The organism is Aeromonas sp. 1805, from assembly GCF_013085525.1.
Classification (GTDB): Bacteria; Pseudomonadota; Gammaproteobacteria; order Enterobacterales; family Aeromonadaceae; genus Aeromonas; species Aeromonas hydrophila.
In genome coordinates this window covers 3,179,847-3,206,821 of the sequence record NZ_CP038515.1, presented here as the reverse complement: position 1 = coordinate 3,206,821, position 26,975 = coordinate 3,179,847, and the positions used below count along the sequence as shown (strand labels likewise).

Sequence of the window (26,975 nt, the reverse complement as noted above, 5' to 3'; positions counted from 1 at the left end):
CAGGGCCAATGTCGGCCACTCAGGCGACGGATTCCCGTCTGACCAGCTCGGCCTCGAACTTGAGCTCCAGCCCCTCGGCCGGTTTGTGATCCAGCAGGCTCAGCGCCAGTTCGGCAGCCCGGCCGCCCATCTCCTCAATGGGGTAGCGCACCGTGGTGAGCTTGGGGTAGATGTAGCGGGCATAGGGAATGTCATCGAAGCCCACCACCGAGATCTGCTGCGGGATCTTGTATCCCCGCTCCAGCAGACAGGAGATGGCCCCCGCCACCATGGCGTCGTTGAAACCGAGCACGGCGGTAAACTCAACCCCCCGATCCAGCAGTTCGCCCATCGCCACGTAGCCGCCGTTCTCGTCGGCAAAGGCGCGGCCGATAAGGGCAGGATCAAGAGCGATGCCGGCCCGCTGCAGGGCGTGATGATACCCCGCCATCCGCTGCTGGCCATCGACGAACTCTTCATCGTCCGAGGTGACGAAGGCAATCTTGCGATGGCCCGCATCCAGCAGGTGCTGGCAGGCGGTGGTGATGCCGGCCTGGTTGTCCAGCCAGACGCAGCGATCTTCGGCACCTGGCACCTGGCGGTTGATGAAGACCACCGGGGTGCTGCCCGCCACCAGCTCGCTCAGCTCCTCGTCGGGCAGCGCCTTGCTGTGCAGGATCAGCGCATCGCACTGGCGCTGCAGCAGCGCCTGGATGGCGTGGCGCTCGCGCACCTCGTCGTGATTGCCGGACATGACGATGGTGAACTTGTCCGCCTTGTCCACCACGCTCTCGATGCCGCGCATCATCTGGGCGAAGAAGGGGCCACCACACAGATCCCCCACCAGCACACCGATACAGTTGGAGCGCTTGCTGACCAGCGCCTGGGCAAAGCTGTTGGGACGAAAATTGAGTTCCTTCATGGCCGCCATGACGGCCTCACGCTTTTCTGGTGCCACCTGCGCCGTGTTGTTGATGACTCGCGACACAGTTGAAATGGACACATTAGCCAACCGGGAAACGTCTTTAATCGTTGCCACTATCAATTCCTTTGTTGGGGGAGCCTGTCTGTGTTGAACGGGCGATTATAACGAACCTGCCAGACCAAGAGATGGCGCCCGATCACCTGGCAGGTTTCCTTTTGTAACAAAACCTTATGGGATAATAACCATTTTGGGGAGGGAATGGGAATCCGGCTGCCGCCAGGGCGGCAGCCGTCTCAATAAGCGTGACTCAGCTCGCGCTCGGACATGAAGCGCAGCGGCTGCTGCAGCTTGTGCTGATAGATGAGATCGAACGACAGCACGTTCTGCACATAGTTGCGCGTCTCCTTGTAGGGGATGCTCTCGACCCAGACATCCATCGGCTTGTCCGCACTCTGATCGCGCCAGCGTTTCACCCGGCCGGGGCCGGCGTTGTAGGCCGCCGCCGCCAGGATCCGGTTGCCGTCGTACACATCCAGCAGCCGCTTGAGATAGGCGCTGCCAAGGCGGATGTTCATGGCGGGATCAAACAGCTGCTGCTCGTTGCGATAGGGCACTCCCAGCTTGCTGGCCGTCTCCTTGGCGGTGGTCGGCATCAGCTGCATCAGTCCCCTCGCCCCGACCGGCGACTGTGCCAGCGGGTAGAGCGCGCTCTCCTGACGGGAAATGGCGTAGAGCAGGCTGGTGTTCATGGTCCGCTCCTGTGCCATCTGGGAGAAGGTGTGCTTGAGCGGCAGCGGGAAGCGCAAATCGAGGGCATCCCAGGCCTCGGCCCGGATGCTGGCCAGAATGGCCAGTTCATGCCAGCCCTGGTTGAGGGCGATGTGACCGAACTCCAGGCGCTGGGCCACCGGATTGCGATCCATGTTGTGGATCCACTCCGCCCGCGCCGCCGTGATCTCGTTCATGTCGAGCAACTCGCGCACCCGCAACAGGAAGGGCCAGCGGCTGCTGGCGGTGCGCCAGTCCGGCACCTTCTTCGCCACGCTCTGATTCTTCATCCGATAGGGCACGCCGCTGCGCTGCGCTGCCATGAAGCCATAGAAGCCACGCAGATTGGCGGTTTCCAGATAGAGATCCCGCGCCGGTTTCTGCTGACCCTGTACCTCCAGCGAGCGCGCCAGCCAGTAGCGCCAGCGATCCTCCTTCTGCAGGGCCATGGGCATCCGCTTGACCCAGCCGGAGAGCCCTTTCCAGTCCTGCTCCCAGATGGCGAGCCGGGCCCGCAGCTCCAGCAGATCCGGGTCAGCCTGGCGCACCACGGTGGCATCCAGCCAGTTGCGCTGGGCGGTTGAGCGATCCAGCAGCAGCCGTCTGGCCACCGCCCGTTCCACCGGCTTGAGTTCGGCGGTGCTCAGCGCGAAACGCGAGCGCAGATAGCCGAGCTGTCCCAGCACCGCTTCCGGCTGCTGGTTGGCATAGCGGGCCAAGCCCAGCAGCAGCAACTTTTTGGAGGGCGCGGCGGTAGTGAAATAGGCCGTGTTCATCGCCTTGGCGGGCTGTTCGAACAGGGTAATCATCTGATCCCCGTACGCCTTCATGCCGCTGCCGAGCTGGGCACCGAGGTGGCGAATGAGGTTCGGGTTCTCCGCCTCGAAGGCCAAGGTCATGCGGGTCCAGATCTTCTCCTGGGTACGCAAACCGGCCTGTTGCCAGAGCTGGAACAGGGGATCGCAGGCATCGGGGCGAGACTGACCGCTCAGCCAGAGCTTGCCCGCCTCCTGCAGTGCCTGGCTCTGCTGGCCGGTGTAGTAGCGCGCCTGATAGTGCATGCAGAGCAGATCGGTGGAGTTCGGCTTGGCCGGATAGAAGCGCAGGAACTGGGACCACTGCTGGCTCTGGGCCAGATAGGTGAGGTAGCTGCGCTCCAGCCGGTTGGATTGGGGGGTGTCGCCGTGCTCGCGGATGAAGCGGGTCACGTCGTCATACTCTGCTGCCCCCGGCCGAAAGGCCAGCTGGTAGTAATCGAGATAGGGCAGCAGCGGATAATGGGTCAAACGGGCACGAATTTGCTGAAAACGGGCCTGATCGTCGGCCCGCACCGCGTCATAAGCCTGGCGATAGAGAGATTGTTCCAGAGTCTGCGCCGCAACCTGCGTCAGCAGCCCCGGCACGCACAGCGCCGATAAAATGATTCCCTGCACGGCTTTCACGAGAGACGTCTCCATTGAGAGGCAATGCCACCGCCCGCTGGCGGTGGTGTCATATTCCCTCATTCTACCCGTTAACCCGAGGGGCTACAGCTCGCCGGCGAGACTATTTTTACCCCCGGCCAGCGGGCTTTCGCTGCGGGCAAGGCGCTGCACGTAGCGCTCCAGATAGGGCACCGGCAGCGGCTTGGAGGCCAGGTAGCCCTGGTAGAAGTGGCAGCCCTGGGCCTGCAGAAACTCCAGCTGCTGACGCGACTCCACCCCTTCCGCCGTCACGTTGAAGCCCATGTGGCGCGCCATGGCGATCACCGCCTCGACGATGGCCATGTTGTCGCCATCGCGCGGGATGTCCTGGATGAAGGAGCGGTCGATCTTGAGTTCGTCCGCCGGCAACCGCTTGAGGTAGCTCAGCGATGAGTAACCGGCGCCGAAGTCATCGATGGCAAAGCTGATGCCGAGCACCTTGAGCTCGCTCATCTTGCTGATGGTGTCTTCTGCGTGCCCCAGCACCACGGATTCGGTGATCTCCAGGTTCAGGCTGGCGGGATCCATGCCGGTGGAGGCCAGCACGTCGTGGATCCGGTCGACGAAATCGGTGGCGTGAAACTGCTTGGCACTGACGTTGACCGACAGCTGCGGGATGTGGATGCCATTCTCCTCCCAGCGCACGTACTGGGCGCAGGCTTCGTACAACACCCAGTTGCCGATGTCGACGATAAGGTCCGTCTCCTCGGCGATGGGGATGAACTCGGCGGGTGACACCAGGGCCCGGCCTGGCGGCTGCCAGCGGATCAGCGCCTCGACGCCGATGATGTCTCCCCCCTCCACCATGTGCTGGGGCTGGTAGTAGAGGGTCAGCTCCTGCTGGTCGAGGGCGCTGCGCAGCTCGTTGTGGATGAGCAGCCGGCGATCCGCCTGCAACTGCATGGAGGCATCGAAGAAGCGCCGGGTCTTGCGACCGGCCGACTTGGCCTGATACATGGCGGTGTCCGCCTGCTTGAGCAGATCGTCCACCCCCTGCTCCCGGCCGGGGAAGAGGGTGATGCCGACGCTGGCGCCGATATGCAGCACCTGGCCCGCGTGGTTGTAGGGGGCCGCAATCTCGCTGATGAGCCGCTCGGCGATGAGGTCGGCCTGCATCTCCGCCTGGGGCGGGCTCGCCGAGAGCGAGGGCAGCAGCAGCACGAACTCGTCGCCGCCGAGTCGCGCCAGACAATCCCCCTGCCGCACCAGCCGCTTGAGCCGACTGGCGACCTCCTTGAGCAGCCAGTCGCCGGTGGCGTGGCCGAGGGAGTCGTTGATGGTCTTGAAGTGATCCAGATCGATGAACAGCAAGGCGCCGATCAGATGGTCGCGGCTCGCCTCGCCAAAGGCGTGGGCCAGGGTTTCGTGCAGCTGGCGGCGGTTGGGCAGGCCGGTCAGCTCGTCGTAATAGGCGAGATCCTGGATGCGGCGCTCGGCCTCTTTGCGCTCGGAGATATCCTCGAAGCAGATGACGAAGTGGCTGATCTCCCCCCTGTCATCCTGCACCGGGGTGACTATCTCCCACTGCGGATAGGGGTAGCCATCCGCGTGCAGCCGCTGGGTCTCCCCCTGCCAGCGGCTCAGGGTGCCGAGCTCGTAGCCAAGTCCCCCCAGCCCGCACCAGAGATCGTTGCCCAGATGCAGGCCGATCACCCGCTGGCTGTCAAAGCCGGTGATCTGGCTGAAGGCGTGGTTGACCCGCAAAATCTTGAAATCGGGGTCGGTGATGATGATCCCTTCATGGGTTTCAAACGCCACGGCCGACAGGCGCAGCTGGGCATCGCTCTGCAGCCGCTCCAGCTCTGCCACCATGCGCATGGAGAAGGTGGTCAGCACCGACCCCAGATTGGGGATCGCGCTCTGATCGGAGAAAAGCAGCGCCAGGTGGCCCAGGATCTGGCCGTTGCGATCACACAGCGGCAGGCCGTAGTAGCCCTGCCCCGCCTTGAAACCGGTATAGGAGGGCAGCTCGTTCGCCAGGGGAATGACGCAGGCCTCCCCCGCCAGATAGACCTGCTGGCAGGGCATGCCGTCGAGTTCGTACTCCTTGAGGTCGATGCCGTGGCAGGCCAGCACCTTGAGCCGTCCGCTGCCGGTGCGCTCCGCCAGCCAGACCGCGTCCGCCACCAGGATGTGGGCGAGCTGGTTGACCAGGGTATTGAAGAAATCGAGCCCGGTCCGGGCAGAGAGCGCCTGCGCCAGCTGGGTCAACAAGGGGTCTTGCAGCAGCGGCAGTTGCTGGGAGAGGTCGGCAGGCAGCTGGGTGCTGCGGGTGGTGTCGAGCGGTGCAATCCAGCCGCAACACATCTGCTGGGCCGGCACGTACTGGCCGCTCCAGAGCACATGGCGCACCTCGCCACTCTCCTCGCAGAGGTGACCGATGAACTGGGCCGGTTGATGTGAGTGGTAAAGTCTGGCGAGAAAGTCGGCAAAGCCGGCCTCGTCATCTGCCGCCAATTGCCCGAACCAGGGGTGAGGCCCCTCTCCTTGCCAGAGCTGGTAGGAGGCATGATCGGACAGACTCCACTGGGCGTGTTGCCGATCATAAAACCACATCATCTGAGTGGCCTGCTGTTTCATGTACTACTCCAACACCACAACAACCACGTTCAAGTCCCTGACGACTTGGCAGAGCCCACATTCACAGCGCGCACGTCGGCAAGGGCGGTGCGGGGAGAAAGTGCAAAAGATGCGAGACTAAGCGGTGAAAACCGGACATGAGGTCGACATGCGGCGCTGCCACGAAGGGACAGAAACGATCCAAGTTTCTCCATACTGCCTGCCAGTTTCGTGGAGCTCAAGCGCTTTTTGGTGCAGAACGGGAAAAGATCACAATTTATTCCTCCCCTCGGAAGCAAGGCCACAGTTCGTGACACAGATCACATTTTAATGTTCAGCCATGAGTAATCTGAAGGTGAAGACACAAGCAAGACGACCCGAAGGGGGCCAATATGAAAATCGAAATTACCAGCAAAATCATCGACATCACCCCGGCTATCCGCGAGCGCATTGAATCCCGTTTTGACAAGCTCGAGCGTCTTCAGGTGCCTCTTATCACACCCCATGTGATTGTCTCCAAAGAGCGTCTGATGTTCATCGTTGAAGCCACTGCTGGCATCCCCAACGGCAAGCTGTTTGCCCAGGCAGAACATGAGGACTTGTACGCCGCCATCACCGAACTGGGGCAAAAGCTGGAGCGCCAGATCAACCGCCACACCGAAAAACCCATCGCCCGTCGCGCCGCAGCGGCTGGCAAGGAAGTGCCGCAAGAGGATGAAGCCGACGCCTAAACTGCGCCACGGCACAGCCAACAACGACAAAGGCGGGATCTCCCCGCCTTTTTGCTGCCCGAATGCCGGCGCTTGCCGCCTTCAGCAACCACTGAGCCAGTGCAGCCTGGCATCCACCCCCGCCTTGAGCGTATCGAGGATCGGCAGCATCAGCAGGGGATCGTCGCGTCTGGGCTGATCCGCCAGCTTGCCCTGCCAGCGCTCCCGTCCAAGCGGCGACAGGTTGTCATAGACGGCGGGCTCCAGCGCCGGCGGGGCGCCGAGCAGCGGCGGTGAGCGCAGCGCCAGCCAGAGCCGCACATCCACCATGGAGCCCCCCTGTTGCAGCCGCTCGTTGAGCAAAGCGGCCTCTTCATCGTTTGCACTGCCCTGCAGGGGCGTGGCTGGCGGCAACTCAAAGCGGCTGCGCCAGACCCGGCTCTCACCCTTTGTTTGCTGCATGGGATCGAACCAGGGCTGCTCTTCCACCGCATCGGTCAGCAGGGCCAGATGCAGGCGAAAGTCAGCCCTGTCTCCGTGCTGGAGATCCTGATTGAGACGTTGCCCCAACTGGGCCTCGTCCACCAGCCACTGCTCACGAATGGTGCTGGGTAGCATGAGATAACTCTTGGAAACGGTGGTTTCATCCTTTATCGGCCGCAAATACGATCCTTTAAGCAGGAAAAATCCCGCCAAGGGGTTCACAACCCCGGCAGATCTGTTAGTATGCGCCTCGCACTTGTGGAGGGGTTCCCGAGTGGCCAAAGGGATCAGACTGTAAATCTGACGGCTCTGCCTTCGAAGGTTCGAATCCTTCTCCCTCCACCATTTCAAGTGCAATCACGGCGCCCGTCGTGGATAAAAATTGGCAATACCCCGTGGAGGGGTTCCCGAGCGGCCAAAGGGATCAGACTGTAAATCTGACGGCTCTGCCTTCGAAGGTTCGAATCCTTCTCCCTCCACCATCATTCAAGAAAACCCGGCCTCGCGCCGGGTTTTCGCTTTTCAGCATCCCCCTGATCATCAGCATCAACGTCAGCCGCATCAACACCGCCAATAAAAACGGGAGGCTTGCGCCTCCCGTTTTGTCTCTTCCTGCCCGCTACAGGGTGAAGCGATAGAAGATATCCACCGCCTGGGCCACCCCGCTCATTGCCTGCAGGTAGAGCCTGGGCATCAGCTCGTAGCGCAGCTTGAACTCGGCGATGGGGCTGAACACCCCGACCCCGTACTGGAACTGCAGCCCCGGCAGCAGATAGGCCGACAGGGTCACCTGGGTGTTGTCGCCACTGCCAGCGGTATCGAGGGCCACATCGCTCATGCCGAGAGATTCCCCCAGGCTGGAGACCACTCCGTTGGCCTGGCTGACCGCGCCCGCCACCAGCAGACCGTTGAAACCGCCATCCTCGCCACTGGTCTGCAGCCCCTTGCCGCGCAGCAGATAGGAGAGCTGCTCGGACTGGGCCAGCTGTGGCTCCGAGTAGACGGTGATCTTGGGCTTGCTGGCCGGCCCCGTCACCCGCACCCCGACCGTCACCTTGTCCTCTATGGTATCGGGATCCCGATACGCCTCTATGTTGAGGAACGGCTGATCGAGGGGGCCGGAGAAGAGGATGCGGCCATCCTTGATGATGAGGTTCTGGCCATAGGCCTTGAAGCGGCCATCGTTGAGCACCAGCTGACCGTTGCCCGCCAGCGGCCGCGAGGGATCCTGGCGGATGTTGATGCCGCCCCCCACCTTGGTCTTGAGCCCCATCGCCTCCAGCCGCACGTCGTCACCCAGCCGGATGGCCAGCTTGATCGCCATCGGCAGCGGCGCCGCCTTGGGCACCGGCGGCAGATCGTCGTAGACCACGGTCACGTCGTCGGAGACGGCCACCGCGCTCTCGGGCAGGCTCTTGACCAGGATCCGCGCCCAGGGGATGTCGACCTGACCGGTGATCCGGGTCTCCTCCCCCAGCGAGATGGCGATGTCCGGGGAGACCCGCACCCGACCCATGCCAGGATACTGGGCTTCCAGCTCCTTGCCCTGGATGGTGAGGCTGCCGGTGACCGGCAGTTGCGCCCAGCTCAGCCAGCCCCCCAGTGCCAGCGGCCCCTTGCCCACCAGCATGGTGCCGTCCAGCTCGGCCCGGTTGCCTTCAATCTTGAGGCGGGTCACCAGCTTGGAGAGGGTCACCATGTCGGAGTGGGTCTGCACCTCCCCATCCAGCAGGTTGAGCTGGCCAAACAGCAGCGGCGAAGCCAGGGTACCGTCGAAACGGGCATCGGCCGAGATGACTCCCTGCAGGGAGCGCACCTCGGGGATGAGCGGGGCGAAGGTGGTCAGCTTGAGGTCGTCAAACTTGAGCTGGCCGGAGAGATTGCCGCGACCGGACGGATCCCGGATATAGAGCTTGGTGTCGATGTTGCCAATCTGCTCGGAGGCAAAGTCGAGCCGGATGGCTGCCTGCTGGCGCTCGAAGTCCACCCCGAGCTCGAGGCGCTGATAGTCGGTCTTGAGCTCGTCGGCCACGAAGGTGCCCGGCGTGGTGCGCACGGTGGCGTGCAGGGTCGGCTGATTGCCGCGCCAGCTGGCCCGCCCGTCGGCGGAGAGCACCGCCTGCCAGCGGAAGTTGTCCGGCAGCCAGGGGCGCAGGCGCTTGAGGTCGAACTGGTTGAGGGCAAACTCCAGGCTGCCCTGCTGGGCCGATACCTGACTGCCCTTGACGCAGAGACTGGCCCCCTGGGAGCCGAGGCAGAGATCCCCCATGGTCAGCCGCTGACGCGGCAGATCGAGGTCGAGGGCCCAGGGCGCGCTCAGCTCCCAGCGCCGCAGCGGCGTCTTCAACTTGAGCTCGCTGAGGGCACCGCGCCAGCGCTCCCCGCGCAGACCGCCGCTCAGCTTGAGGTTGGCCGCCACCGGGTCACCCTTCATGGTGAGCGACAGGGCGTGCTGGTTGAGATCGCCGCTCAGGTTGAGCGCCAGCTGGCTGAGGCTGGTCGCCCCCTGCACCAGGCTGGCCACCGTCAGGGCCACTTCCCCTGCCGGCTTGTCACCGACCAGCGCATTGCCCTTGATGGCGATCCCCTTCAAATCGGTGCCGGCATAATAGAGGCGGCTGGCAGCCAGCTCTGTGGTGACCCGCGGCGCTTGCTGATTGCCGGTCAGACGCACCAGCCCCTTGATGTCCCCCTTGAGCCCGGGGTAGAGCCCGGCCAGATTGGGGGCATTGAGATCCGCATCCAGCTTCCACGCCTGCTGGCTCAGGCTGCCCTTGACCTGCAGCTGGTTGGGGCCGCTTTGCAGCGCCAGCGCCGGGATGGTCCACTCCATCTTGTCGTTGCCGCTCGCGCTGCCCTTGATGGCCAGCGGATACTGGTTGAGCTTGCCGTCCACCTTCAGCTCCGGCAGTTGCAGTTGCCAGTGGCCCGCCTCATCGAGCTCGAAACGGCTGGCAATCTTGCCCGCCAGCGCCCCCTTGAGCTCGGGCACCAGCTCGGCCGGGTTGATCCCCTTGAATTCCGTGGTGCCCTGCCAGCGAACCCCCTTGTCCCAGGCGAGCTTGCCGTCCAGCTTGAGCTCCCCCTTGAGGGCATTGAGCAGCAGGTTGATCTGGTTCAGCTGCGCCAGATCCCCCTTGCCCGTCAGCGCCAGCTTGAAGGGGGGCACATCCGTGCCCTTGCCGGCGGTATTCAAGGCAAACTGGTAGCCGGAAAGCTTGCCCTTGGCACTCAAACTGCCCTTGTCCAGCCGGTAGCTGGGCTCATCTTTGGCAGGCTTGTGCAGCGGCCAGCCCAGACTCTTCCACTCCAGCCCCGCATCAAAGGGCAAGTCGGGGTCGAGGGCCGCCAGAGAGCCCTTGAGGCTGGCGGCCACCGGCCCCTTGGCCTGCAGCGCCAATGCCAGCTTGCCCACCGAACCGCCGAGGGTCAGGCTGGCCTGCTGCCCCTGCAGTTCGCCATCCAGCAGCCCCTTGCGGGCCTTGGCATCCAGGGTCAGGGCGAGCGGATAATCGTCTTTGAGCTGGATCTTGCCCTTGAGCGCCAGATCCGCCATGGCGTGGCGCAGGGAGAGCTCGCGCAGTGCGATGTCGCTCCCCTCGGCACTGGCCGACAGCAGCAGCTTGTCGAGCCCTTCAATCAATTCACCTTGCTGATAGCGAAACGCCGTGACCTGCAACCCTTCCAGCTGGATGGGGAACGGCAGCCGGATGGCGGGCAGCTCGATGGGGGCCACCTTGGTTGCCTGCTGCGCCTTGCTCTCATCCGCCGGCTTCGCCTTGGCGGTGACAGGCGACTTGGCCACAGCCTTGTCTTGGGAGCTTGCCTTGGGGTTGGCCGGTTTGGCAGCCTCGGTGGCCTGCGTCTCGACCAGGGTCACCTTGAGGCCGTCCAGCACCGGCCCCTGCACAATGAGCCCCTTGCGGCTGAGGGTGGCGCCGATGTCGAGGGACTTGAGGCTCACACCGACTCCGGGCACCGTCACATCGAGATCCGCCACCTGGAGGCTGTCGACCTGAATTTTCAGGGGCAATGGGTGCCAGACGAAGGGCTCTGACGGCTCTTCCGGAGTCGGCTCGGAGTCGGCCACCTTGACCACCGGGTGGGTAACGTTAAGGGATTTGATCCAGAGCTTGCCCTGCAGCAGCTTGCCCAGATCCCAGTCCAGTACGGCGCGATCCACCGTGACGTCCACCAGCTCGTCCTGCCAGCCGACCCCTTCCAGGGTCCAGCCATAGCCGAGCTGGCCCGCCACCAGTTCCCCCTTGAGGGAAGGCAGGGCGGCCCTGGCCTGCTGCCACAGCCACTTGTTGCCCTGATGGGTGAAGCCCAGCAGGCTGACACCGATGAGCAGCAGGAAGATGAGCCCCATCAGCCAGAGAAAAATACGTTTTACCCAGATCACAGCGCAGACCCCCGCGAAAGATGCAGCCGCAGCGGCCAGAGAAAAATACGTTTTACCCAGATCACAGTGCAGACCCCCGCGAAAGACGCAGCCGCAGCGGCCAGAGAAAGATGCGTTTTACCCAGATCACAGCGCAGACCCCCGCGAAAGATACAGCCGCAGCGGCCGGTCAGGAGAACAGAAGAGAAGAAGAGTTGAGTGCGGCTGGATCATAGTTCAGGCCCCAGCGCGAAGTGGAGTCGCAGCGGCTTCTCCTCCTCGGAAATGCCCACCGCCAGGTCGAGCCTGACCTGACCGATGGGGGTCACCCAGCGCACGCCGACCCCGGTGCCTATCTTCCAGGCCTCGCTGTAGTCGACCGTGGCGGTACCGCTGTCGACGAACAGGGCCCCCAGCCACTTGTCGCTGAAGCGGTAGTTGTACTCGGCGCTGGCGACGCTCACGTAGCGGCCCCCCAGCAGCTTGCCGTCACTGCCGCGCGGCGAGATGGTCTCGTAGCCGTAGCCGCGCACCGTCTGGTCACCACCGGTAAAGAAGCGCAGCGAAGGCGGCACCAGCGAGAAGCTGTCCCCTATGATGGCCCCCTGTTCGGCCCGCAGCAGGAAGCGGTGATCCTCCCCCAGGGTGCGCAGCCACTTGCTGCGCCCCCACACCCGCACGAAGCTGATGTCGGAGCCCCAGTAGGGATCGGAGAACTCCAGGGTGAGCTGCTGGCGATCGCCCCAGTCGGGCACCAGACCGCCGCGCACCCGCAGCCGCGACCAGGAGACGCCAGGGATCAGCAGCAAGCTGTTGCCCTCGTCGGCGCCCTGGGTATAGATCTCGTTCTCCAGCCGGATGAACACGTCCCGATCCCAGCTCTCCGGCCGCCGCTTCCAGCGGTGCACGCTGAGGGTGGTCAGGTCGGAGCGGGTATCGTTGTTGTCCTTGTATTGATAACCGGCCTGCAGCGAGTAGTAGTCCCGCAGCGGGTTGCCCACCGGGATCTGGTAGTCGAAGCTGAGCTCGGCCTCGGGCTGGGAGACCTTGGCGGTGGCGTTGAGCCGGTGACCGTAGCGGTTGACCCAGGGCTTCTCCCAGGTGGCGCTCATGCGCGGCCCCACGTCGGTGGCATAGCCGATACCCGTTTCAATCTCGTGATCGACCCGGTTGGAAAGAGTCACCTGCACCGGCACCCGGTTGCCCTCGGCCTGGCTGATGAGGGGCTTGATGTCCACCTGCTTGAACAGCTTGGTGGAGGAGACATCCTGCGACATCTCCGCCAGCCGGATCGCCAGATAGGGGTCACCGCTCTTGATGTTGATCAGCGGGCGGATGAGGCGCAGCGCCTCCGGCGTGGCGTCGTAGTGGATCTCGCCGAAGTGGTAGCGCGGGCCGGAGCGAAACAGGATGTAGATCTCGGCGGTGCCCTGATCCGGGAACACCTTGACCTGGCTCTTGCTGATTTTGGCGTCGAAGTAGCCGCGGGCCAGCCCCAGACTGCCCAGATCCGCCTTGATGGATTCGTATTTGCCGTGGTTGAGGGGATCCCCCTCTTTCAGCGGCAGCTTGTCCAACAGCTCGCTGTAGAGCTCGTCGCTGCTGGCATCCCCTTCCAGCAGGATGTCGAGACGGGAGATGATGACCGGCTTGCCCGGCTCCACCTCGATGATCACTTTGGCGGGCGCCTTCTTGTCGCGGCTCAGGGTGATCTTGGGCTGGTAGTAGCCATAGACCTGCAGCGCCTTTTGCACGCTCTCGGTGATCTTGGCGCGGGCCGGACGGTACTGGCGCTCCTGATAGACCGGCAGGGCATTGAGGTAGGCCTCGACGTTGTCCTTGTTCTCCCCCTTCAGTCCCTTGATCTGATAGGTGAGTTTGGCCGCCATGGCAGGCGTGACAAACAGCAGCAGACAGAGGCTCAGTCCCAGCGCGCGAAGCCCACGACGAAAGGCCCGTGCGGGCGGTGAGATCCCTGCAGGCAGGGGCGGATTGCATCCTGTCAAACGTCAATTTCCCCGAAGAACATGATTAAAATAATGCGATATTCAGAACGAATATGAGGCTCACTCGATCGCAAACGCGCCTCATCCTAGCATATCCCCGGCCCGACATCAGAGCGGGGTAACACCGAATTTCGCCATATTATTGAAGCCTTTGCCCGCGCAGGCCGCGTATTTTTCACACTTTCCCCCGCAGACTTATGCCACTGCGGGCCAAAAAGGGCAATCCATGACCAGCACGACCATGCCAGATGGCCCCTGGCGGCCCATCCGGCCCGGTATCGCGCCATCCCTTGTTTGCCGATGGGCGCGACATCAACTGTCGGCAACTGGTCAAGATAGCGGCAATTCCCTCTCTCGCCGGGCCCACCAGCAGCATTCTGGCTACCACAGGGCCGCCCGCCTTGCCCCGCTCTCGCAGGATCAGTGCATTTTATCTCGCAGGATCAAACAGTTGCCATCACGCAATCAAAGCCTCGTTCAACCCAATCGATTTATCCCGCTGCCCCCCTGCTCACTTCTCGCCCACACTGGGCTTATTGCACCAAGGCTCGCATCCCATCAGAGGAGACACCGTATGCACGCACGCAGCGAACAGATGGCGGACTACATCGCCGACCGACTCGAATTCATCACCTTTCTCGCCTGTTGCAGCGCCCTGCTGGCCCTGCTGACCGGCATGAACGGCCAGCAGGCGCTCGCCTTCACCGCGCTGAACCTGCCGTTCGGGCTCGCCATCCTGCTGGGCATGGCCATGCTGGCACCGCTGCCGACCCACTGGCGCCTGCCGGGCATCACCTTGCTGCTGGCGGGCAGCGCCCTGGCGACCCTGCAACTGGGGGGCAACTGGCTCAACCCGCTGGCCATCTGGAGCCTGCATGCCCTGCTCGGGCTGGAGACCCTCTGGCAGGCACGGCCCAAAACCCGGCTTGCTGCCCGGGCCCGCAGCTGAATTTGCCATGACGGCTGACGCGCGGCAGGAATTGGAGTAATCTTTGCGCCCCCGATTTGCCCACCGCCGAGGAGCGTCCCGATGAGAAAAGCCTGTGCCCAGCACATCCTGGTCAAGACCGAGAAAGAGTGTCTGGAGATCAAGGAGAAGATTGCCAAGGGAGCCGACTTCGGCCAGATGGCCAAGCGCTTCTCCACCTGCGCCTCCAGCAAGCGCTTCGGCGATCTGGGGGAGTTTTCGAAAGGCGACATGGTCAAGGCGTTTGACGATGCCGTGTTCAAGGGCGAACTGCTGACCGTGCTCGGCCCGGTGCGCACCAAGTTCGGCTTTCACCTCATCAAGGTGCTCTACCGCAACTGAGTTCAGGGCCCGGTTCAGGGTTCAGGGGTCAACTCCACCGGCCAGCCGCCGCAGCGGCGGGCATAGAAGCCGAAACGCCAGGGATGGCGCGCCGCCCAGTCCTCCATCTCGGGCGCCGGGGTGAACCGGCTCTGCGGCCAGAGCGCAACCCGGCTCGGCCGCCCGTGCAGCGCCTGCCAGCGCGTCAGGCTCACCTGGGCCAAGCGCCACTGGTAGTCATCCTTCGGCAGCAGGGCCGGCGCAAATGCCAGCCCCCGGTTGCAATACTGGCCGTCGCCATCGAGTCCATCCACCAGTTGCCAGAAGACGTTGAGCAGATCGCCGTACCCCACCTTGACCGGGTCATAGTCGATGCGCACCGCCTGGCGTCGCGGCGGCACTTCCCGCCAGCTCGACCCCGTCGCCGCCAGCTGGCTGACGTAGCCAGGCTCCACCCGGCTGACCCCGGGCAGGGTCTCGTAGACGGCTTCGGCGCGCCACATGTCCCCCGCCGCCAGCACGGCGCTGTCCGCCCACAGCGGAACGCTTGGGAAAAGCAACAGGATTGAGATAAATTTACTAACGTTATCAGTCAATTAAGTTTATCCTTCTGGGCACTTGTCCATCATAACCAGTGGATCCCCGTTATGCCCAGTTATTTGTGGTGGCCGCTTCTGGCCTGGTTGCTGCCGCTCGCCGGCGCCCTCGGCAGCCGTGTTCACCTCTGGCCCTGGTGGCTGGGGTTTGCCATCTGCCTGCTCGGGGCTCTCGTCTCCCTCGTCTTGCTGGCTCGCCTGCCCTGGTCTCGCAGCCGCTGCGCCAACGGTTGGGGCGCCGTCCCCCTGCTGTTGCCCCTGGCCTTTGTGGTGCAGGCACTGCGCACGCCGCTGGTCAACGATGTGAGCACGGATCCCAACAACCCGCCCCAGCTGCACTGGGCCAGCGAGCTCAGAACGGCGCAGGATCTGCCGATTAATCCAGCTCCGTTGAAAGCATTTGAGGGGAAACCCGGTCCTCTCTTTACCAGCGCCTCCCCGGTCGAGGTGATCACCGAGGCCCACGCCCTGATGGAGCAGCTCGGCTGGCAGGTGCGGCCAAGCCCGGATGGCCTCGAGGCGGTGGTCACCACCGGCTGGTTCGGTTTTCAGGATGATGTGGCGCTGCGGGTCTTTGCCGGGCCCAAGGAGACCCGCATCGACATGCGCTCCGCCTCCCGTCAGGGGCAGAGCGACCTGGGCACCAACCGGGCCCGCATAGAGGAGTTTCTGATCCGCCTCAACGAGCGGCTGGGTCAGGCCTACAAACCCAACTTGAAGCAATAAGAAGGTCATCCATGCGCGTCGAGGTGAAAGCCGACCGGGAATATGCCTGGTTCATCCGCCCCTTTTTCTGGCTGCAACAGCGCAACTACGGCCAGGTGCTCATTCCGGGCAAGTGCTGGGGCCGCTCGCCGCGCCTGTTTGCCGCCGTCGCCATCCTCTATGGCGTCATCAACCGCAAGCGCTCCCCCATCGACCCCGTGCTGCGCTCCCTGGTGACGGTGCGGGTCTCCCAGCTCAACTGGTGCCGCTTTTGCGTCGACATCAACGCCATGACGCTCATCAAACGGGCGGGCTCCAGCGAGAAGGTGGAGGCGCTCGCCAACTGGCGCGAAAGCCCCTTGTTCGATGAGAGGGAGAACGCGGTGCTCGACTACACAGAGGCGATGACGGGGCTGGATGGGGTCAGCGATGAGCAGGCCGCCCGCCTCAAGCCCTGGTTCGACGACGACGCCATGGTGGAGCTCACCGGCCTCATCGCCTTCCAGAACATGTCGGCCAAGTTCAACGCCGCCCTCGATATCGCCCCGCAGGGCTTCTGCCAACTGCCGGTGCAACCCGAACGGCCAGCCCAGCCAGATAGCAAGGACGCCTGATGAGAGGCTCCCGCCTGCTGCTGGTGCTGGTGATGGGCTGCCTCATCGGCGCCTTTTTCGCCTTCGACCTTGGTCACTACCTGAGCCTGCCCCAGCTGCAGGCCCGTCAGGCCGAGCTGGCCGCTCTGGTCGATCGCCATTTCGTCAGCGCCGCCCTGCTGTTCGTCGCTGTCTATGTGGTGAGCACTGCTCTCTCTCTGCCTGGTGCCAGCCTGCTCACCCTGGCCGGCAGCGCCGTGTTCGGCGTTGTCTGGGGGCTGCTGCTGGTCTCTTTTGCCAGCAGCATTGGCGCGACCCTGGCCTTTCTCAGCGCCCGCTTTTTGCTGCGCGACTGGGTCGAGCGGCGCTTTGGCGACAAGCTGGCCAGCCTGCAGGCAGGCATGAAGAAGGAAGGGGCGCTTTATCTGCTGAGCCTGCGCCTCATCCCCATCTTCCCCTTCTTTCTGGTCAACCTGCTGATGGGGCTCACTCCCATCAGAGTCAGCACCTACTACTGGGTGAGCCAGCTCGGCATGCTGCCCGGCACCTTCGTCTACGTGCTGGCGGGCAGCGAGCTCGCCAACCTCACCAGCACCGGCAATATCCTCTCCCCCGGCCTGATGGTGGCGCTGACCCTGCTCGGGCTGATGCCGATGCTGCTCAAGGGCCTGCAGCGGCGCCTCGCCCTGCATCGGCTGCACGCTTCCTACCGCAAGCCGACCCGCTATGACTACAACCTGCTGGTGATTGGCGCCGGAGCCGGCGGCCTCGTGACCAGCTATATCGCCGCGGCGGTGAAGGCCAAGGTAGCGCTCATCGAGAAGCACAAGATGGGGGGCGATTGCCTCAACAGCGGCTGCGTCCCCTCCAAGGCATTGATCCGCAGCGCTCGCTTTGCCGCAGAGCAGCGCCGGGCCAGTGAGCTGGGCTTTGGTCCAAGCCAGACCAGCGCCGATTTCGCCGCCGTGATGGAGCGGGTCGCCCGCGTCATCAAGGAGGTCGAACCCCACGACTCCATCGAGCGCTATGAAGGACTTGGGGTGGAATGTACCGAAGGGGAGGCGCGGCTGGTCTCCCCCTGGGAGGTGGAGGTGAACGGCCAACGCCTTGCCAGCCGCCATATCGTGCTCGCCACCGGCGCCCGGCCGCTGGTGCCCACGCTGCCGGGCCTTGAGCAGGTGCCTTTCCTCACCTCCGACACCCTCTGGCAACTGCGAACCGCGCCGCGCCAGCTGCTGGTGCTGGGCGGCGGCCCCATCGGCTGCGAGCTGGCCCAGAGTTTTGCCCTGCTTGGGGTGCCCGTTACCTTGGTGGAACTCTCGGATCAGCTGCTGCCGCGCGAAGAGCGGGAGGTGGCCGAGTTGCTGGCGGAACAGCTGGCCCGCGATGGCGTGCGGGTGCTCACCGGCTGGCGCGCCGAGCGAGCCGACTATCTGCCAGCGGCCGCGGGGGATCTCCCCATCCGGCTGCAACTGCATCGGGGCGACGAGACACAAACCATTGCAGGGGATCAGCTGCTGCTGGCGCTGGGCCGGGTGGCCAACGTCAGCGGCTTCGGGCTCGAAGCGCTGGGAGTAGAGCTGGCCCCGCGCGGCACGGTGGCGGTCGATGGTTTCCTCGCCACCAACTACCCCAGCATTCTGGCGGTGGGGGACGTAGCGGGTCCTTACCAGCTCACCCATGCCGCCGCCCATCAGGGCTGGTACGCCGCGGTTAATGCCCTGTTCAGCCCGTTCAAGCGCTTTCGGGCCGACTATCGGGTCATGCCGGCCGCCATCTACACCACGCCAGAAATCGCCCGGGTCGGCCTCAACCAGAAAGAAGCCAGGGCGCAGGGCATCCCCTTCGAGCTGACCCGCTTCGAGCTGGCCGAGCTGGACAGGGCCATCGCCGACGGCGAGCGTCAGGGCTTTATCGAGGTGCTCACCGTGCCCGGCAAGGATCAGATCCTGGGTGTCACCCTGGTGGGCACTCACGCCGGCGAGCGGATCGCCGAGTTCGTGCTCGCCATGCGTCACCGCCTCGGCCTTGGCAAGATCCTCGCCACCATCCACGCCTACCCCACCCTGATGGAGGGGAACAAGTATCTGGCAGGCGAGTGGCGACGGGCCCGTCAGCCCGCCACCCTGCTGGCGCTGCTGACCCGTTATCACCGCTGGCGCCGCGGCGCCTGACCCAACTCCAGGTAACCCAGATGCGACACTCATTGCCCTTGTTCAAACAGCTGTTGCGCGCCCTGCCCCTGCTGGCAGGCAGTCTTCTCTTTACTCAGGCCAACGCCGCCGACAACCCGCAGTGGCAGCAGACCCTTGAGGAGGCCAAGGGGCAGACCGTCTACTTCAATGCCTGGGGCGGCAGCCCGGAGATCAACGCCTATCTGGTGTGGGCCAGCCAGGAGCTGGCACGCGAATACCAGGTCAAGCTGGTGCAGGTGAAGGTGGACGACATCGCCCAGAGCGTGAGCCAGCTGCTGGCCAACAAGCAGGCCGGCAAGCAAGCTGGCGGTCCCATCGACCTACTCTGGGTCAACGGCGAAAACTTCAAGGCGCTCAAGGAGCAGGGGCTGCTCGGCGCCCCCTTTACTCGTGAGCTGCCCAACATGGCGCTGGTCGACGGCGCCCTGCCGGTGAGTGAGGACTTCACCGTGCCGGTGGAGGGGCTGGAAGCCCCCTGGGGCATAGGCCAGCTCAACCTGATGGTCAACGGCGAAGAGGTCAAACAGCTGCCCACCTCGGCGGCGGCCCTGCTCGCCTGGAGCAAGGCCCACCCCGGCCGCTTCACCTATCCCAAGCCGCCCCAGTTTCACGGCTCCAGCTTTCTCAAGCAGATCTTGCTGGAGCTGACCCCGGACCCCGCCCCCCTCTATCGGGAGGCGACCGATACCGACTTTGCCAAGGTTACCGCCCCCTCTGGGCCTGGCTGGATGAGCTCCACCCGGCGCTCTGGCGCAAGGGCAAGCTGTTCCCCAGCAGCGCCGCCGAGACCCGCCAGCTGCTTGATGACGGCGAGCTGGCAATGGCCATCAGCTTCAACCCACAGGAGGCGCAGAGCGCGGTACAAAACGGTACCCTGCCCCCCGGCGTGATGGCGGTGGCCATGGCGAAAGGGGCGCTCACCAACAGCCACTTCCTCGCCATCCCCTTCAACGCCAACGCCCGCGCCGGCGCCAAGGTGGTGGCCAACTTCCTGCTGAGCCCCGCCGCCCAGGCGCGCAAGGCCGAGCCCGCCTTCTGGGGCGACCCCAGCGTGCTGCGGGCCGATGCCCTGCCCGCCACCCAGCAGCCGGTGCCGGCGCTGCGCTTCAAATCGGTGGCCGAACCCCACCCCAGCTGGCAGCTCAGGCTGGAAGCAGCCTGGGCCGAGCGCTACGGTCATTGATGAGCCGGTTCGGCCGCTCTTCGCTTGATTGGCGCCCTCTGTTCACCGCCGGGTGCGCCCTGGTTTTTGGCCTCCCGCTGCTGGCGGGAGGCTGGCAACTGCTGGCTGAGGGGCTGAGTCAGGCCCACCTGCAATTGCTGCTGGCCCAACCGGGCCTGTGGCACTCGGCGCTGCTGAGCCTGTGGATTGGCGCAGCCTCGACCCTGGCCAGTCTGCTGCTGACCGCCCTGCTGCTGGCCCACAGCGACAGCCGGGCCGTCGGCTGGCTGCGCCGGCAGCTCTCGCCCTTGCTGGCGCTGCCCCACGTCGCCTTTGCCATCGGCTTTGCCTTTCTGCTCGCCCCCTCCGGCTGGTTGCTGCGCCTGCTCTCACCGACCCTCACCGGGTTCGAGCTGCCCCCCGACTGGCAGACCCTGCGCGATCCCGCCGGGCTCGGGCTCATCCTCGCCTTGACCCTCAAGGAGACCCCCTTCCTGCTGCTGATGGCCCTCGGTGCGCAAGACCCCGCCAGGGTAGCGCGCCAGCAGTGGCTGGGGGCGAGCCTTGGCTTCAGCGCCCCCCAGATCTGGTGGCGCCTGCTGCTGCCGGCGCTGTGGCCTGCCCTGCGTCTGCCCCTCTACGCGGTGGCCGCCTACGGGGTAGCCGTAGTGGATCTGGCCCAGCTGCTCGGACCCGATGCCCCCGCCCCGCTGGCTGTGCGCCTGTGGCTCTGGTATCAGGACCCGGATCTGGTCTGGCGCGGCGCCACCGCCAGCGGCGCCCTGCTGCTACTCGCCATCACGGCGCTGCTGCTGCCCCTGCTGCGGTTGCTGGAGCTGGCCCATCGAACCCTTGGTAAACCCGGCTGGCTCGATGGCAGGCGAGCAAACCCAAGCACTCTTGGCCGCACCCTTGCCACCGGCAGCGTGACGACCCTCATCGTCCTCAATCTGACGGTGCTGGGGGCGCTGCTGCTCTGGTCGCTGGCCCGGCGCTGGCCCTTTCCCGCCCTCTGGCCGAGCCAGTGGAGCGGCCGCTATTGGCTCGACCTGCTGCCGACCCTGTCGCCGCTGCTGACCAGCAGCATCCTGCTGGCGCTGGCAAGCGGAGCCATAGCGCTGGTGATGGCGGTGCTGAGCCTGGAGGCGCAGGCCGGCCGCCGCCCCTGGCCGCTCTGGCTCATCTGCCTGCCACTGTTGCTGCCGCAGGCCAGCCTGCTGTTTGGCGTTCGCCTCGGGGTAGACTGTTTCAGCCTCGGGTGGGGGGGCGATGGCATCGGCTGGGGCTGGGTGCTCTGGGGCCAGCTGCTGTTTGTTTTTCCCTATGTTTATTTGTGCCTGCACGGCCCCTATCGCCAGTTCGACACGCGGATCACCCAGAGTGCCCTGCTGCTGGGGGCAACCCCGTGGCGAGCCTGGTGGCAGGTGAAAGGGCCGCTGCTGGCCCGTCCGCTGCTGTTTGCCTTCGGCGTCGGAGCCGCTGTGAGCCTGGCCCAATACCTGCCGACCCTGCTGTTTGGCGCCGGCCGGGTGGTCACCATCACCACCGAGGCGGTGGCCATCGGCAGCGGCCTCAACCGGCGGCTGGCGGGCCTCTACGGCCTGTTGCAACTGCTGCTGCCGCTCGTTGTCTATCTGCTGGCGCTCTGGCTGCCGGCCCGACTCAACCCGGCGCTCAAGGGGGGCGGCTCACGATGAACTCTCATGATGGAAATAGCCATATGCTGAGCACCACGCCCCTTCGCCTCTATCTGGAGGAAAACCTGCTGTTCTCGCTGCCCGCCCTGCAGGTGGCGCCGGGCGAAGTATTGACCCTGATGGGCCCCAGTGGCTGTGGCAAGAGCTCGCTGCTGGCGGCGCTGGCGGGGGTGCTGCCCGCAAGCGGCCCGCTCCGGCTGGAGGGGGACGTGACCCTCGGCGCGCGCCGGCTCACCCAGCTGCCGCCCCAGGCGCGGCGCATCGGCATGCTGTTTCAGGATGATCTGCTGTTCGAGCACCTGACGGTGGCCGAGAACCTGATGTTCGGCATGCCTGCGGCCATCAAGGGAAAAAGTGTGCGGCAGGAGAAGGCGGTGGCCGCGCTGGCGCAGGTGGATCTGACAAATCAGGTGGACAAGCTGCCGGGGGCGCTCTCCGGCGGCCAGAAGGCCCGCGTCAGCCTGCTGCGGGCGCTGCTGGCCGAGCCCGAGGCATTGTTGTTGGACGAGCCCTTCTCCCGCCTAGACAAGCCGCTGCGGGCCGCCTTTCGCGAACTGGTGTTCGCGCAGATCAAGGCGCTGGCCATCCCCGCCATTCTGGTGACCCACGACGAAGACGACGCGCCGGGCACCATACTCCAGCTCACCGAATCCCATTTTTGACCGAGGAGTGCACCTTGTTTGATCGCCACCTGATCCCCGTTATCCGCAGCCCCCTCACCCGGCTCGCCAGACCGCTCTGCCGAGCCGGGATCAGCGCCAACCAGATAAGCCTCACCGGCTTTGCCATCGGCATGCTGGCGTTGCCGCTGCTGGCTTTTGGCTGCTATGAGTGGGCGCTAGCAGCCATCCTGCTCAACCGGCTGCTGGACGGGCTCGACGGCGCCGTCGCGCGGGAAACCGGCATCACCGACTGCGGCGGCTTTCTCGACATCACGCTGGATTTCATCTTCTACGCCGCCGTGGTGCTGGGCTTTGCCCTCGCCGCCCCCGCCAATGCGCTGCCCGCCGCCACCCTGCTGTTTGCCTTCATGGGCACCGGCTCGAGCTTTCTGGCGTTTGCCATCATGGCGGGCAAGCGGGGCATCGACAATCCGGTCTACCACCACAAGTCCCTCTACTATCTGGGCGGCCTCACCGAGGGGAGCGAGACCATCGCCCTGTTCGTGCTGATGTGCCTGTGGCCCGCCGCCTTCGCCCCGCTCGCCTACGGCTTTGCCCTGCTCTGCGCCATCACCACCCTGACCCGGCTCTGGAGCGGTTACCACACCCTGCGTTGAGGCAGGACGACGGGAGGGGCCCGCTACGGAACACTTGCGCATGGACGACAATGTTTTACCATGGCGACACTCTTTTTCAGGCTCATGAGAACCTTATGCGTCGCCTTGTCTCCGTGCTCACCCTCTCCCTGTTTCCCATGCTCTATGGCTGCAGCAGCACGCCGGCTGCCAAGCCCGTGGTCAAGCCCCAGCCCAACAGCGCCTTCATCAACCAGACGCCGCCGAGCAACCCCTTCTACGGGCAGGTGAGCCAGCCGGGTGTCAGCAAGGGGGACTTCGCCAATCGCGCCAACGTGGACAACTTCGTACAGCGGATGGTGCAAAAGCACGGCTTCGACGGCGCCGAGCTGCACCGGGTGCTGGCCCAGGCCGAGCGCTACGACTGGATCATCCGCCTGATGGATGCCCAGGCCCCCACCACCACGCCGCCCACCGGCCCGACCGGTGCCTGGAATCGCTACCGCGCCAAGTTCATCACCCCGGACAACGTACAGAACGGCGTCAGCTTCTGGCGTGAGTACGAGAACGAACTCAACCGTGCCCAGCAGGTGTATGGGGTGCCGCCGGAGATCATCGTCGGCATCATAGGCGTGGAGACCCGCTGGGGCCGGGTGATGGGCAAGACCCGCATCCTGGATGCGCTGGCGACCCTGGCGTTCGACTACCCGCGCCGGGCCGAGTTCTTCACCAGCGAGCTGGAATCCTTCCTGGTGATGACTCGCGACGAGGGGATGGATCCCACCGAACCCAAGGGCTCCTACGCCGGCGCCATGGGTTACGGCCAGTTCATGCCCTCCAGCTTCCAGCGCTACGCGGTGGACTTCAACGGCAACGGCCACACCAACCTGTGGGACCCGGTGGATGCCATCGGCAGCGTGGCCAACTACTTCAAGGCCCACGGCTGGGAGAAGGGACAACCGGTGGCGGTGCGCGGTCAGGGCCAGCTACCCGGCTACGAGCACGGTTTCCAGACCCGCTACCCGGTCGCCTCCCTGCGCCGCGCCGGGCTGACCCCCACCAGCACCCTCGGCAACCACAGCGAGGCGAGCCTGTTGCGCCTCGATGTGGGCACCGGCTATCAGTACTGGTACGGCCTGCCGAACTTCTACACCATCACCCGCTACAACCACAGCACCCACTACGCCATGGCGGTGTGGCAGCTGGGGCTGGCGGTCAAGGATGCCCGCGGCGGTTACTGAGTCGGCCGGATAAAAAAGGCGGCCCTCTAGGCCGCCTTGCCAACCATCCACACTGCGCCTTCGGGCGCAGTGTGCGTTTACAGTGCCCCCGCCTTCGCCAGACGATCCAGCTCGGCAAGCAGGGCGGCCGGCTCGACCCGACGGGTGTAATCGGCGTTGATGAAGTGGTAGTGCACGGTGCGGTCCTGACCGATGATGTAGCTGGCCGGCACCGGCAGGGTGAAGCTCTCGTCGCCGTTGCTCGCCGGGATGTCGATGCCAAAGCCGGCATAGATGGGCCTGAGCGCCTCCGGCAGCTCGAACACCAGTCCCAGCGCTGCCGAGACCCGGTTGCCCTCGTCGCTCAGCACGGTGATCGCCAGCCCGTTGGCAGTGAGGGTATCCTGCGCCGAACTGGGGGTTTCCGGCGTCATGCCGATGAGGTTAACACCGCGCTCACGCAGCGCCGGCAACACGGCGTTGAGCGCCTGCATCTCCATGTTGCAGTAGGGGCACCAGCCACCGCGATAGACGTTGAGCAGCACAGGCCCCTCCGCCAGATAGTGGGAGAGCGGGCGCACCACCCCGTGCTGATCCGGCAGGGCGAAGTCGGGCATTCGCTCTCCGCGCCCCAGCGCCGCTTGCTCCAGCCCGCTTTTCTGCAGGCTGCGGGTCGCCTCCTCCATCAGGGCCAGTACCGGGGCCGGTACCTGGCGCTGCTTCTGCTCATCGTACGCTTTGATTTTTTGCTCGAGTGTGTGCATCATGACCATCCTTTTTGTAGTGGTCGCTACAATATCGAGCGGACCACGCCCCATGGTCAAGTTGTTTTTTAGCGATCACTCCAAAATGGAGTTTCACAAGGCAGGAATCGAGATGGCAAGACCCGCATCATTTGACAGAGAACAGGTACTGGAAATCGCTCTCAACGCCTTCTGGGATACCGGCTTCAGCAATACCGGCATTGCCGCGCTGGTCGAACGGATGGGACTCAAGCCCAGCAGCCTGTACGGCGCCTTCAGCTCAAAGGAGGGGTTGTTCATGGAGGTGCTGCAGCGCTATTCGGCGCAGAGCCTGGCGCAGATCGAGCAGATCCTGAGCTCGGCAGCCTCCCCCCTGGCGGCCGTGCAGGCCCTGCTCGATGCAGTGGCCCGGGATGCCATCGCCAGCGAGGCGCACCGTGGCTGCCTGCTGGTCAACACCTTGCTGGAAATCGGCCGCCACCACCCGCTCATTCAGGAGACCGCCAGCAGCCACCTCGCCGAGGTCGAGCTGCGGGTCAGCGCAGCCCTGCGCCAGGCGCAGGCGGCAGGGGAGCTAACCGCCGGGCGCGACGTCGATGCCACCGCCGCCTTGCTGATGACCATGGTGTGGGGATTGCGCGTACTGGGCCGCACCCATCCGCCCGCCACCAAGGTGAACGCGGTACTGGCCCAGATGCAGGCCATTCTGTCTGCGGACGCCTGACGACCGCTCACCCGGCTGCGGGGTTCACTCGTTTTCCAGCAGCCAGCGCTTGAGCAGGGCGGCCAGCTGGTCCTGCTCGGCCAGGGTCAATGGCGCCAGCAGGCGCCGCTCGTTGGCCACGTGCCGCTCCACCGCCCGGTCAACCAATTCCCGGCCCGCGTCGGTCAAACAGACCAGCAGGCTGCGCCGATCGCTCGGGGCGGCTTGGCGTTCGATCAAGCCCCGCTCTGCCAGTTTGTCGAGGCGGGCGGTCATGGCCCCCGAGCTCAACATGGCGGATTGATAGAGCACGGTCGGGGTAAGCGGTTCGCCGGCCCGACGCAGGGTCGCCAGAATGTCGAAGTCGCTGCCGAGCAGGCCGCACTCCTTGAGCTCCTCGCTCACCTCCCGTCCGGCGATCGCCGCCATTCGCGCCACCCGTCCCAGCACGCCCATGGGAGAGCAGTCGAGATCCGGTCGCTGCCGGGCCCACTGGGCCAGCAGCAGGTCTACATGATCTGATTCCATCTTCGGCCACTTATCTTTTTATCGAGATACTTGATGGTAAACCAATTTGAGGCTAATTTATCTTTACTTAAAGATACTTCATAAAGAGACAAGTTCATGCCCATGCTGATCGCCCTGCTGGCCCCCCTGCTCTGGGGCAGCACCTATGCCGTCGTCAGCCTCTATCTGACCGACTACTCCCCTACTGGGTGGCGGTGTGGCGGGCATTGCCGGCCGGGTTGTTCCTGTTGCTGGTACGCCCGCGCCTGCCGCCCCTGCCCTGGGGCAAGCAGTGCCTGCTGGCGTTTTGCAACATCGCTGCGTTTTTCGCCCTGCTGTTCGTGGCCGCTTTCCGGCTGCCTGGGGCCGTGGCGGGCACCCTGGGTGCCACCCTGCCGCTGGTCTTGATGTTGCTGGCCTGGTTGCAAGATGGCGTCAGGCCGTCCCTGAAATGGCTGCTGCTGGGCCTGATGGGGCTGGGTGGGGTCTTGCTGCTGCTCAACCCTTCCGCCAATCTGGATCCTGTCGGCGTGACCTGCGCCCTGCTGGCGACCCTGCTCATCGGCCAGTCCAGCCGCTGGATGCAGCGCTGGCCGGTGAGCGATCTGCTGGCGCTGACCGCCTGGCAACTGCTGCTGGGCGGCCTGATGCTGATCCCGCTCGCCTGGTGGCTGGCCGGCCCCATGCCGCTGCCGCAGCCGGCAAGCGTTCCCGGCCTGCTCTGGCTGATCCTGCTCAACACGGCGCTGGCCTACTGGGCCTGGCTGTGGGGGCTCAAGCGCCACGGCCCGGAGGTGATGGGCATGCTGGCCCTCACCAACCCCATGGTGGCGGTCTCCTGCGGCGTGCTGATGGTGGGGGAAACGCTGGATGCTCGCCAATGGCTCGGCATCGGGGTGATCCTGCTCTCCCTGTTCCTGATGAAGCTGCCTGCTCGCCCCTTCTTCAAACGCTGGCAGGCCCGCCGGGCGAGCACAGGCCAGTGCGGCAGGCCGTGAGCACGACCCATTCAGCTTAAGCGCAATAAAAAAGAGGAGCCATCAAGGCTCCTC

The 26,975-nt window shown here is 64.8% G+C and carries 20 protein-coding genes, 2 tRNA genes and 2 pseudogenes; 15 read left to right on the top strand and 9 right to left on the bottom strand.

Annotated elements, in window-relative coordinates; translation table 11 throughout:
- Positions 1–19 precede the first annotated feature (19 nt).
- The 3 genes from E5E96_RS15115 to E5E96_RS15105 all read right to left on the bottom strand — a co-directional run bounded on the left by E5E96_RS15115 (position 20) and on the right by E5E96_RS15105 (position 5,715).
- The gene (locus E5E96_RS15115) at positions 20–1,018 is read right to left on the bottom strand and encodes a LacI family DNA-binding transcriptional regulator (RefSeq protein WP_024943788.1); all 999 of its coding nucleotides are present in this window, start codon (positions 1,016–1,018) and stop codon (positions 20–22) included.
- A gap of 179 nt (positions 1,019–1,197) precedes the next feature.
- Positions 1,198–3,114 (bottom strand): transglycosylase SLT domain-containing protein, encoded by a 1,917-nt coding sequence (locus E5E96_RS15110; RefSeq protein WP_029301374.1) that lies wholly within the window; start codon positions 3,112–3,114, stop codon positions 1,198–1,200.
- Positions 3,115–3,198: 84 nt separating this feature from the next.
- Entirely contained in the window at positions 3,199–5,715 is a 2,517-nt protein-coding gene (locus tag E5E96_RS15105; RefSeq protein WP_171282506.1) for a bifunctional diguanylate cyclase/phosphodiesterase, read from the bottom strand.
- A gap of 371 nt (positions 5,716–6,086) precedes the next feature.
- Between E5E96_RS15105 and raiA the strand changes: the two genes are divergently transcribed.
- Positions 6,087–6,425, top strand: a complete 339-nt coding sequence (gene raiA / locus E5E96_RS15100; protein ID WP_016350234.1) for a ribosome-associated translation inhibitor RaiA — start codon at positions 6,087–6,089, stop codon at positions 6,423–6,425.
- 81 nt (positions 6,426–6,506) lie between these two features.
- On the opposite strand, the gene E5E96_RS15095 is transcribed toward raiA, so the two are convergent.
- On the bottom strand, positions 6,507–7,022 hold the full coding sequence (locus E5E96_RS15095; RefSeq protein ID WP_171282505.1) for a VC2046/SO_2500 family protein: 516 nt from the start codon (positions 7,020–7,022) through the stop codon (positions 6,507–6,509).
- Between the two features lie 125 nt (positions 7,023–7,147).
- On the opposite strand from E5E96_RS15095, the gene E5E96_RS15090 reads away from it, so the two are divergent.
- A tRNA-Tyr gene (locus tag E5E96_RS15090) sits at positions 7,148–7,232 on the top strand.
- A 52-nt stretch (positions 7,233–7,284) separates the two neighbouring features.
- Positions 7,285–7,369: transfer RNA gene (locus E5E96_RS15085), tRNA-Tyr, on the top strand.
- A gap of 137 nt (positions 7,370–7,506) precedes the next feature.
- On the opposite strand, the gene E5E96_RS15080 is transcribed toward E5E96_RS15085, so the two are convergent.
- Both E5E96_RS15080 and E5E96_RS15075 read right to left on the bottom strand, forming a co-directional pair.
- Positions 7,507–11,292, bottom strand: coding sequence for a translocation/assembly module TamB domain-containing protein (locus E5E96_RS15080; RefSeq protein ID WP_171282504.1), 3,786 nt, complete (start codon positions 11,290–11,292; stop codon positions 7,507–7,509).
- Positions 11,293–11,501: 209 nt separating this feature from the next.
- Positions 11,502–13,202 (bottom strand): autotransporter assembly complex family protein, encoded by a 1,701-nt coding sequence (locus E5E96_RS15075; RefSeq protein WP_282098626.1) that lies wholly within the window; start codon positions 13,200–13,202, stop codon positions 11,502–11,504.
- A gap of 649 nt (positions 13,203–13,851) precedes the next feature.
- Between E5E96_RS15075 and E5E96_RS15070 the strand changes: the two genes are divergently transcribed.
- Both E5E96_RS15070 and E5E96_RS15065 read left to right on the top strand, forming a co-directional pair.
- Complete coding sequence (locus E5E96_RS15070; RefSeq protein WP_171282503.1) at positions 13,852–14,226, top strand: hypothetical protein; 375 nt, start codon at positions 13,852–13,854, stop codon at positions 14,224–14,226.
- Between the two features lie 81 nt (positions 14,227–14,307).
- A complete protein-coding gene (locus E5E96_RS15065; protein WP_011705448.1) occupies positions 14,308–14,586 on the top strand; it encodes a peptidylprolyl isomerase in 279 nt (92 codons plus the stop codon).
- A gap of 14 nt (positions 14,587–14,600) precedes the next feature.
- Here the strand turns inward: E5E96_RS15065 and E5E96_RS15060 are convergent, their stop codons facing one another.
- Positions 14,601–15,161 (bottom strand): peptide-methionine (S)-S-oxide reductase MsrA, encoded by a 561-nt coding sequence (locus tag E5E96_RS15060; RefSeq protein WP_171282502.1) that lies wholly within the window; start codon positions 15,159–15,161, stop codon positions 14,601–14,603.
- A gap of 51 nt (positions 15,162–15,212) precedes the next feature.
- On the opposite strand from E5E96_RS15060, the gene E5E96_RS15055 reads away from it, so the two are divergent.
- From E5E96_RS15055 to mltB, 8 genes and pseudogenes are all read left to right on the top strand, one after another.
- A complete protein-coding gene (locus E5E96_RS15055; RefSeq protein WP_171282501.1) occupies positions 15,213–15,887 on the top strand; it encodes a DUF1499 domain-containing protein in 675 nt (224 codons plus the stop codon).
- Positions 15,888–15,898: 11 nt separating this feature from the next.
- Positions 15,899–16,480, top strand: a complete 582-nt coding sequence (locus E5E96_RS15050) for a carboxymuconolactone decarboxylase family protein (protein WP_171282500.1) — start codon at positions 15,899–15,901, stop codon at positions 16,478–16,480.
- Entirely contained in the window at positions 16,480–18,633 is a 2,154-nt protein-coding gene (locus tag E5E96_RS15045; RefSeq protein WP_171282499.1) for an FAD-dependent oxidoreductase, read from the top strand. The genes E5E96_RS15050 and E5E96_RS15045 overlap by 1 nt, the downstream gene beginning before the upstream one ends.
- Before the next feature lie 20 nt (positions 18,634–18,653).
- Positions 18,654–19,837, top strand: a pseudogene (locus E5E96_RS15040) (ABC transporter substrate-binding protein).
- A complete protein-coding gene (locus E5E96_RS15035; RefSeq protein ID WP_171282498.1) occupies positions 19,837–21,513 on the top strand; it encodes an ABC transporter permease in 1,677 nt (558 codons plus the stop codon). Before E5E96_RS15040 ends, E5E96_RS15035 begins: the two are co-directional and overlap by 1 nt.
- Positions 21,514–21,536: 23 nt before the next feature.
- Positions 21,537–22,175, top strand: a complete 639-nt coding sequence (locus tag E5E96_RS15030) for an ATP-binding cassette domain-containing protein (RefSeq protein WP_171282497.1) — start codon at positions 21,537–21,539, stop codon at positions 22,173–22,175.
- Positions 22,176–22,189: 14 nt separating this feature from the next.
- The gene (locus E5E96_RS15025) at positions 22,190–22,792 is read left to right on the top strand and encodes a CDP-alcohol phosphatidyltransferase family protein (RefSeq protein ID WP_130632664.1); all 603 of its coding nucleotides are present in this window, start codon (positions 22,190–22,192) and stop codon (positions 22,790–22,792) included.
- Between the two features lie 95 nt (positions 22,793–22,887).
- Positions 22,888–23,991: a lytic murein transglycosylase B gene (gene mltB / locus E5E96_RS15020; RefSeq protein WP_171282496.1), complete on the top strand. Its 1,104-nt coding sequence runs from the start codon at positions 22,888–22,890 to the stop codon at positions 23,989–23,991.
- Positions 23,992–24,068: 77 nt separating this feature from the next.
- On the opposite strand, the gene E5E96_RS15015 is transcribed toward mltB, so the two are convergent.
- Positions 24,069–24,734, bottom strand: coding sequence for a peroxiredoxin-like family protein (locus tag E5E96_RS15015; protein ID WP_171281221.1), 666 nt, complete (start codon positions 24,732–24,734; stop codon positions 24,069–24,071).
- Between the two features lie 112 nt (positions 24,735–24,846).
- On the opposite strand from E5E96_RS15015, the gene E5E96_RS15010 reads away from it, so the two are divergent.
- Positions 24,847–25,437 carry a TetR/AcrR family transcriptional regulator gene (locus tag E5E96_RS15010; RefSeq protein WP_162517039.1) on the top strand — a complete coding sequence of 197 codons (591 nt, stop codon included), beginning with the start codon at positions 24,847–24,849 and terminating at the stop codon, positions 25,435–25,437.
- Between the two features lie 24 nt (positions 25,438–25,461).
- On the opposite strand, the gene E5E96_RS15005 is transcribed toward E5E96_RS15010, so the two are convergent.
- A complete protein-coding gene (locus E5E96_RS15005; RefSeq protein WP_039213181.1) occupies positions 25,462–25,944 on the bottom strand; it encodes a MarR family winged helix-turn-helix transcriptional regulator in 483 nt (160 codons plus the stop codon).
- A 96-nt stretch (positions 25,945–26,040) separates the two neighbouring features.
- Here E5E96_RS15005 and E5E96_RS15000 point away from each other — a divergent pair.
- Positions 26,041–26,921 (top strand): annotated as a pseudogene (locus E5E96_RS15000) (DMT family transporter).
- Positions 26,922–26,975 lie beyond the last annotated feature (54 nt).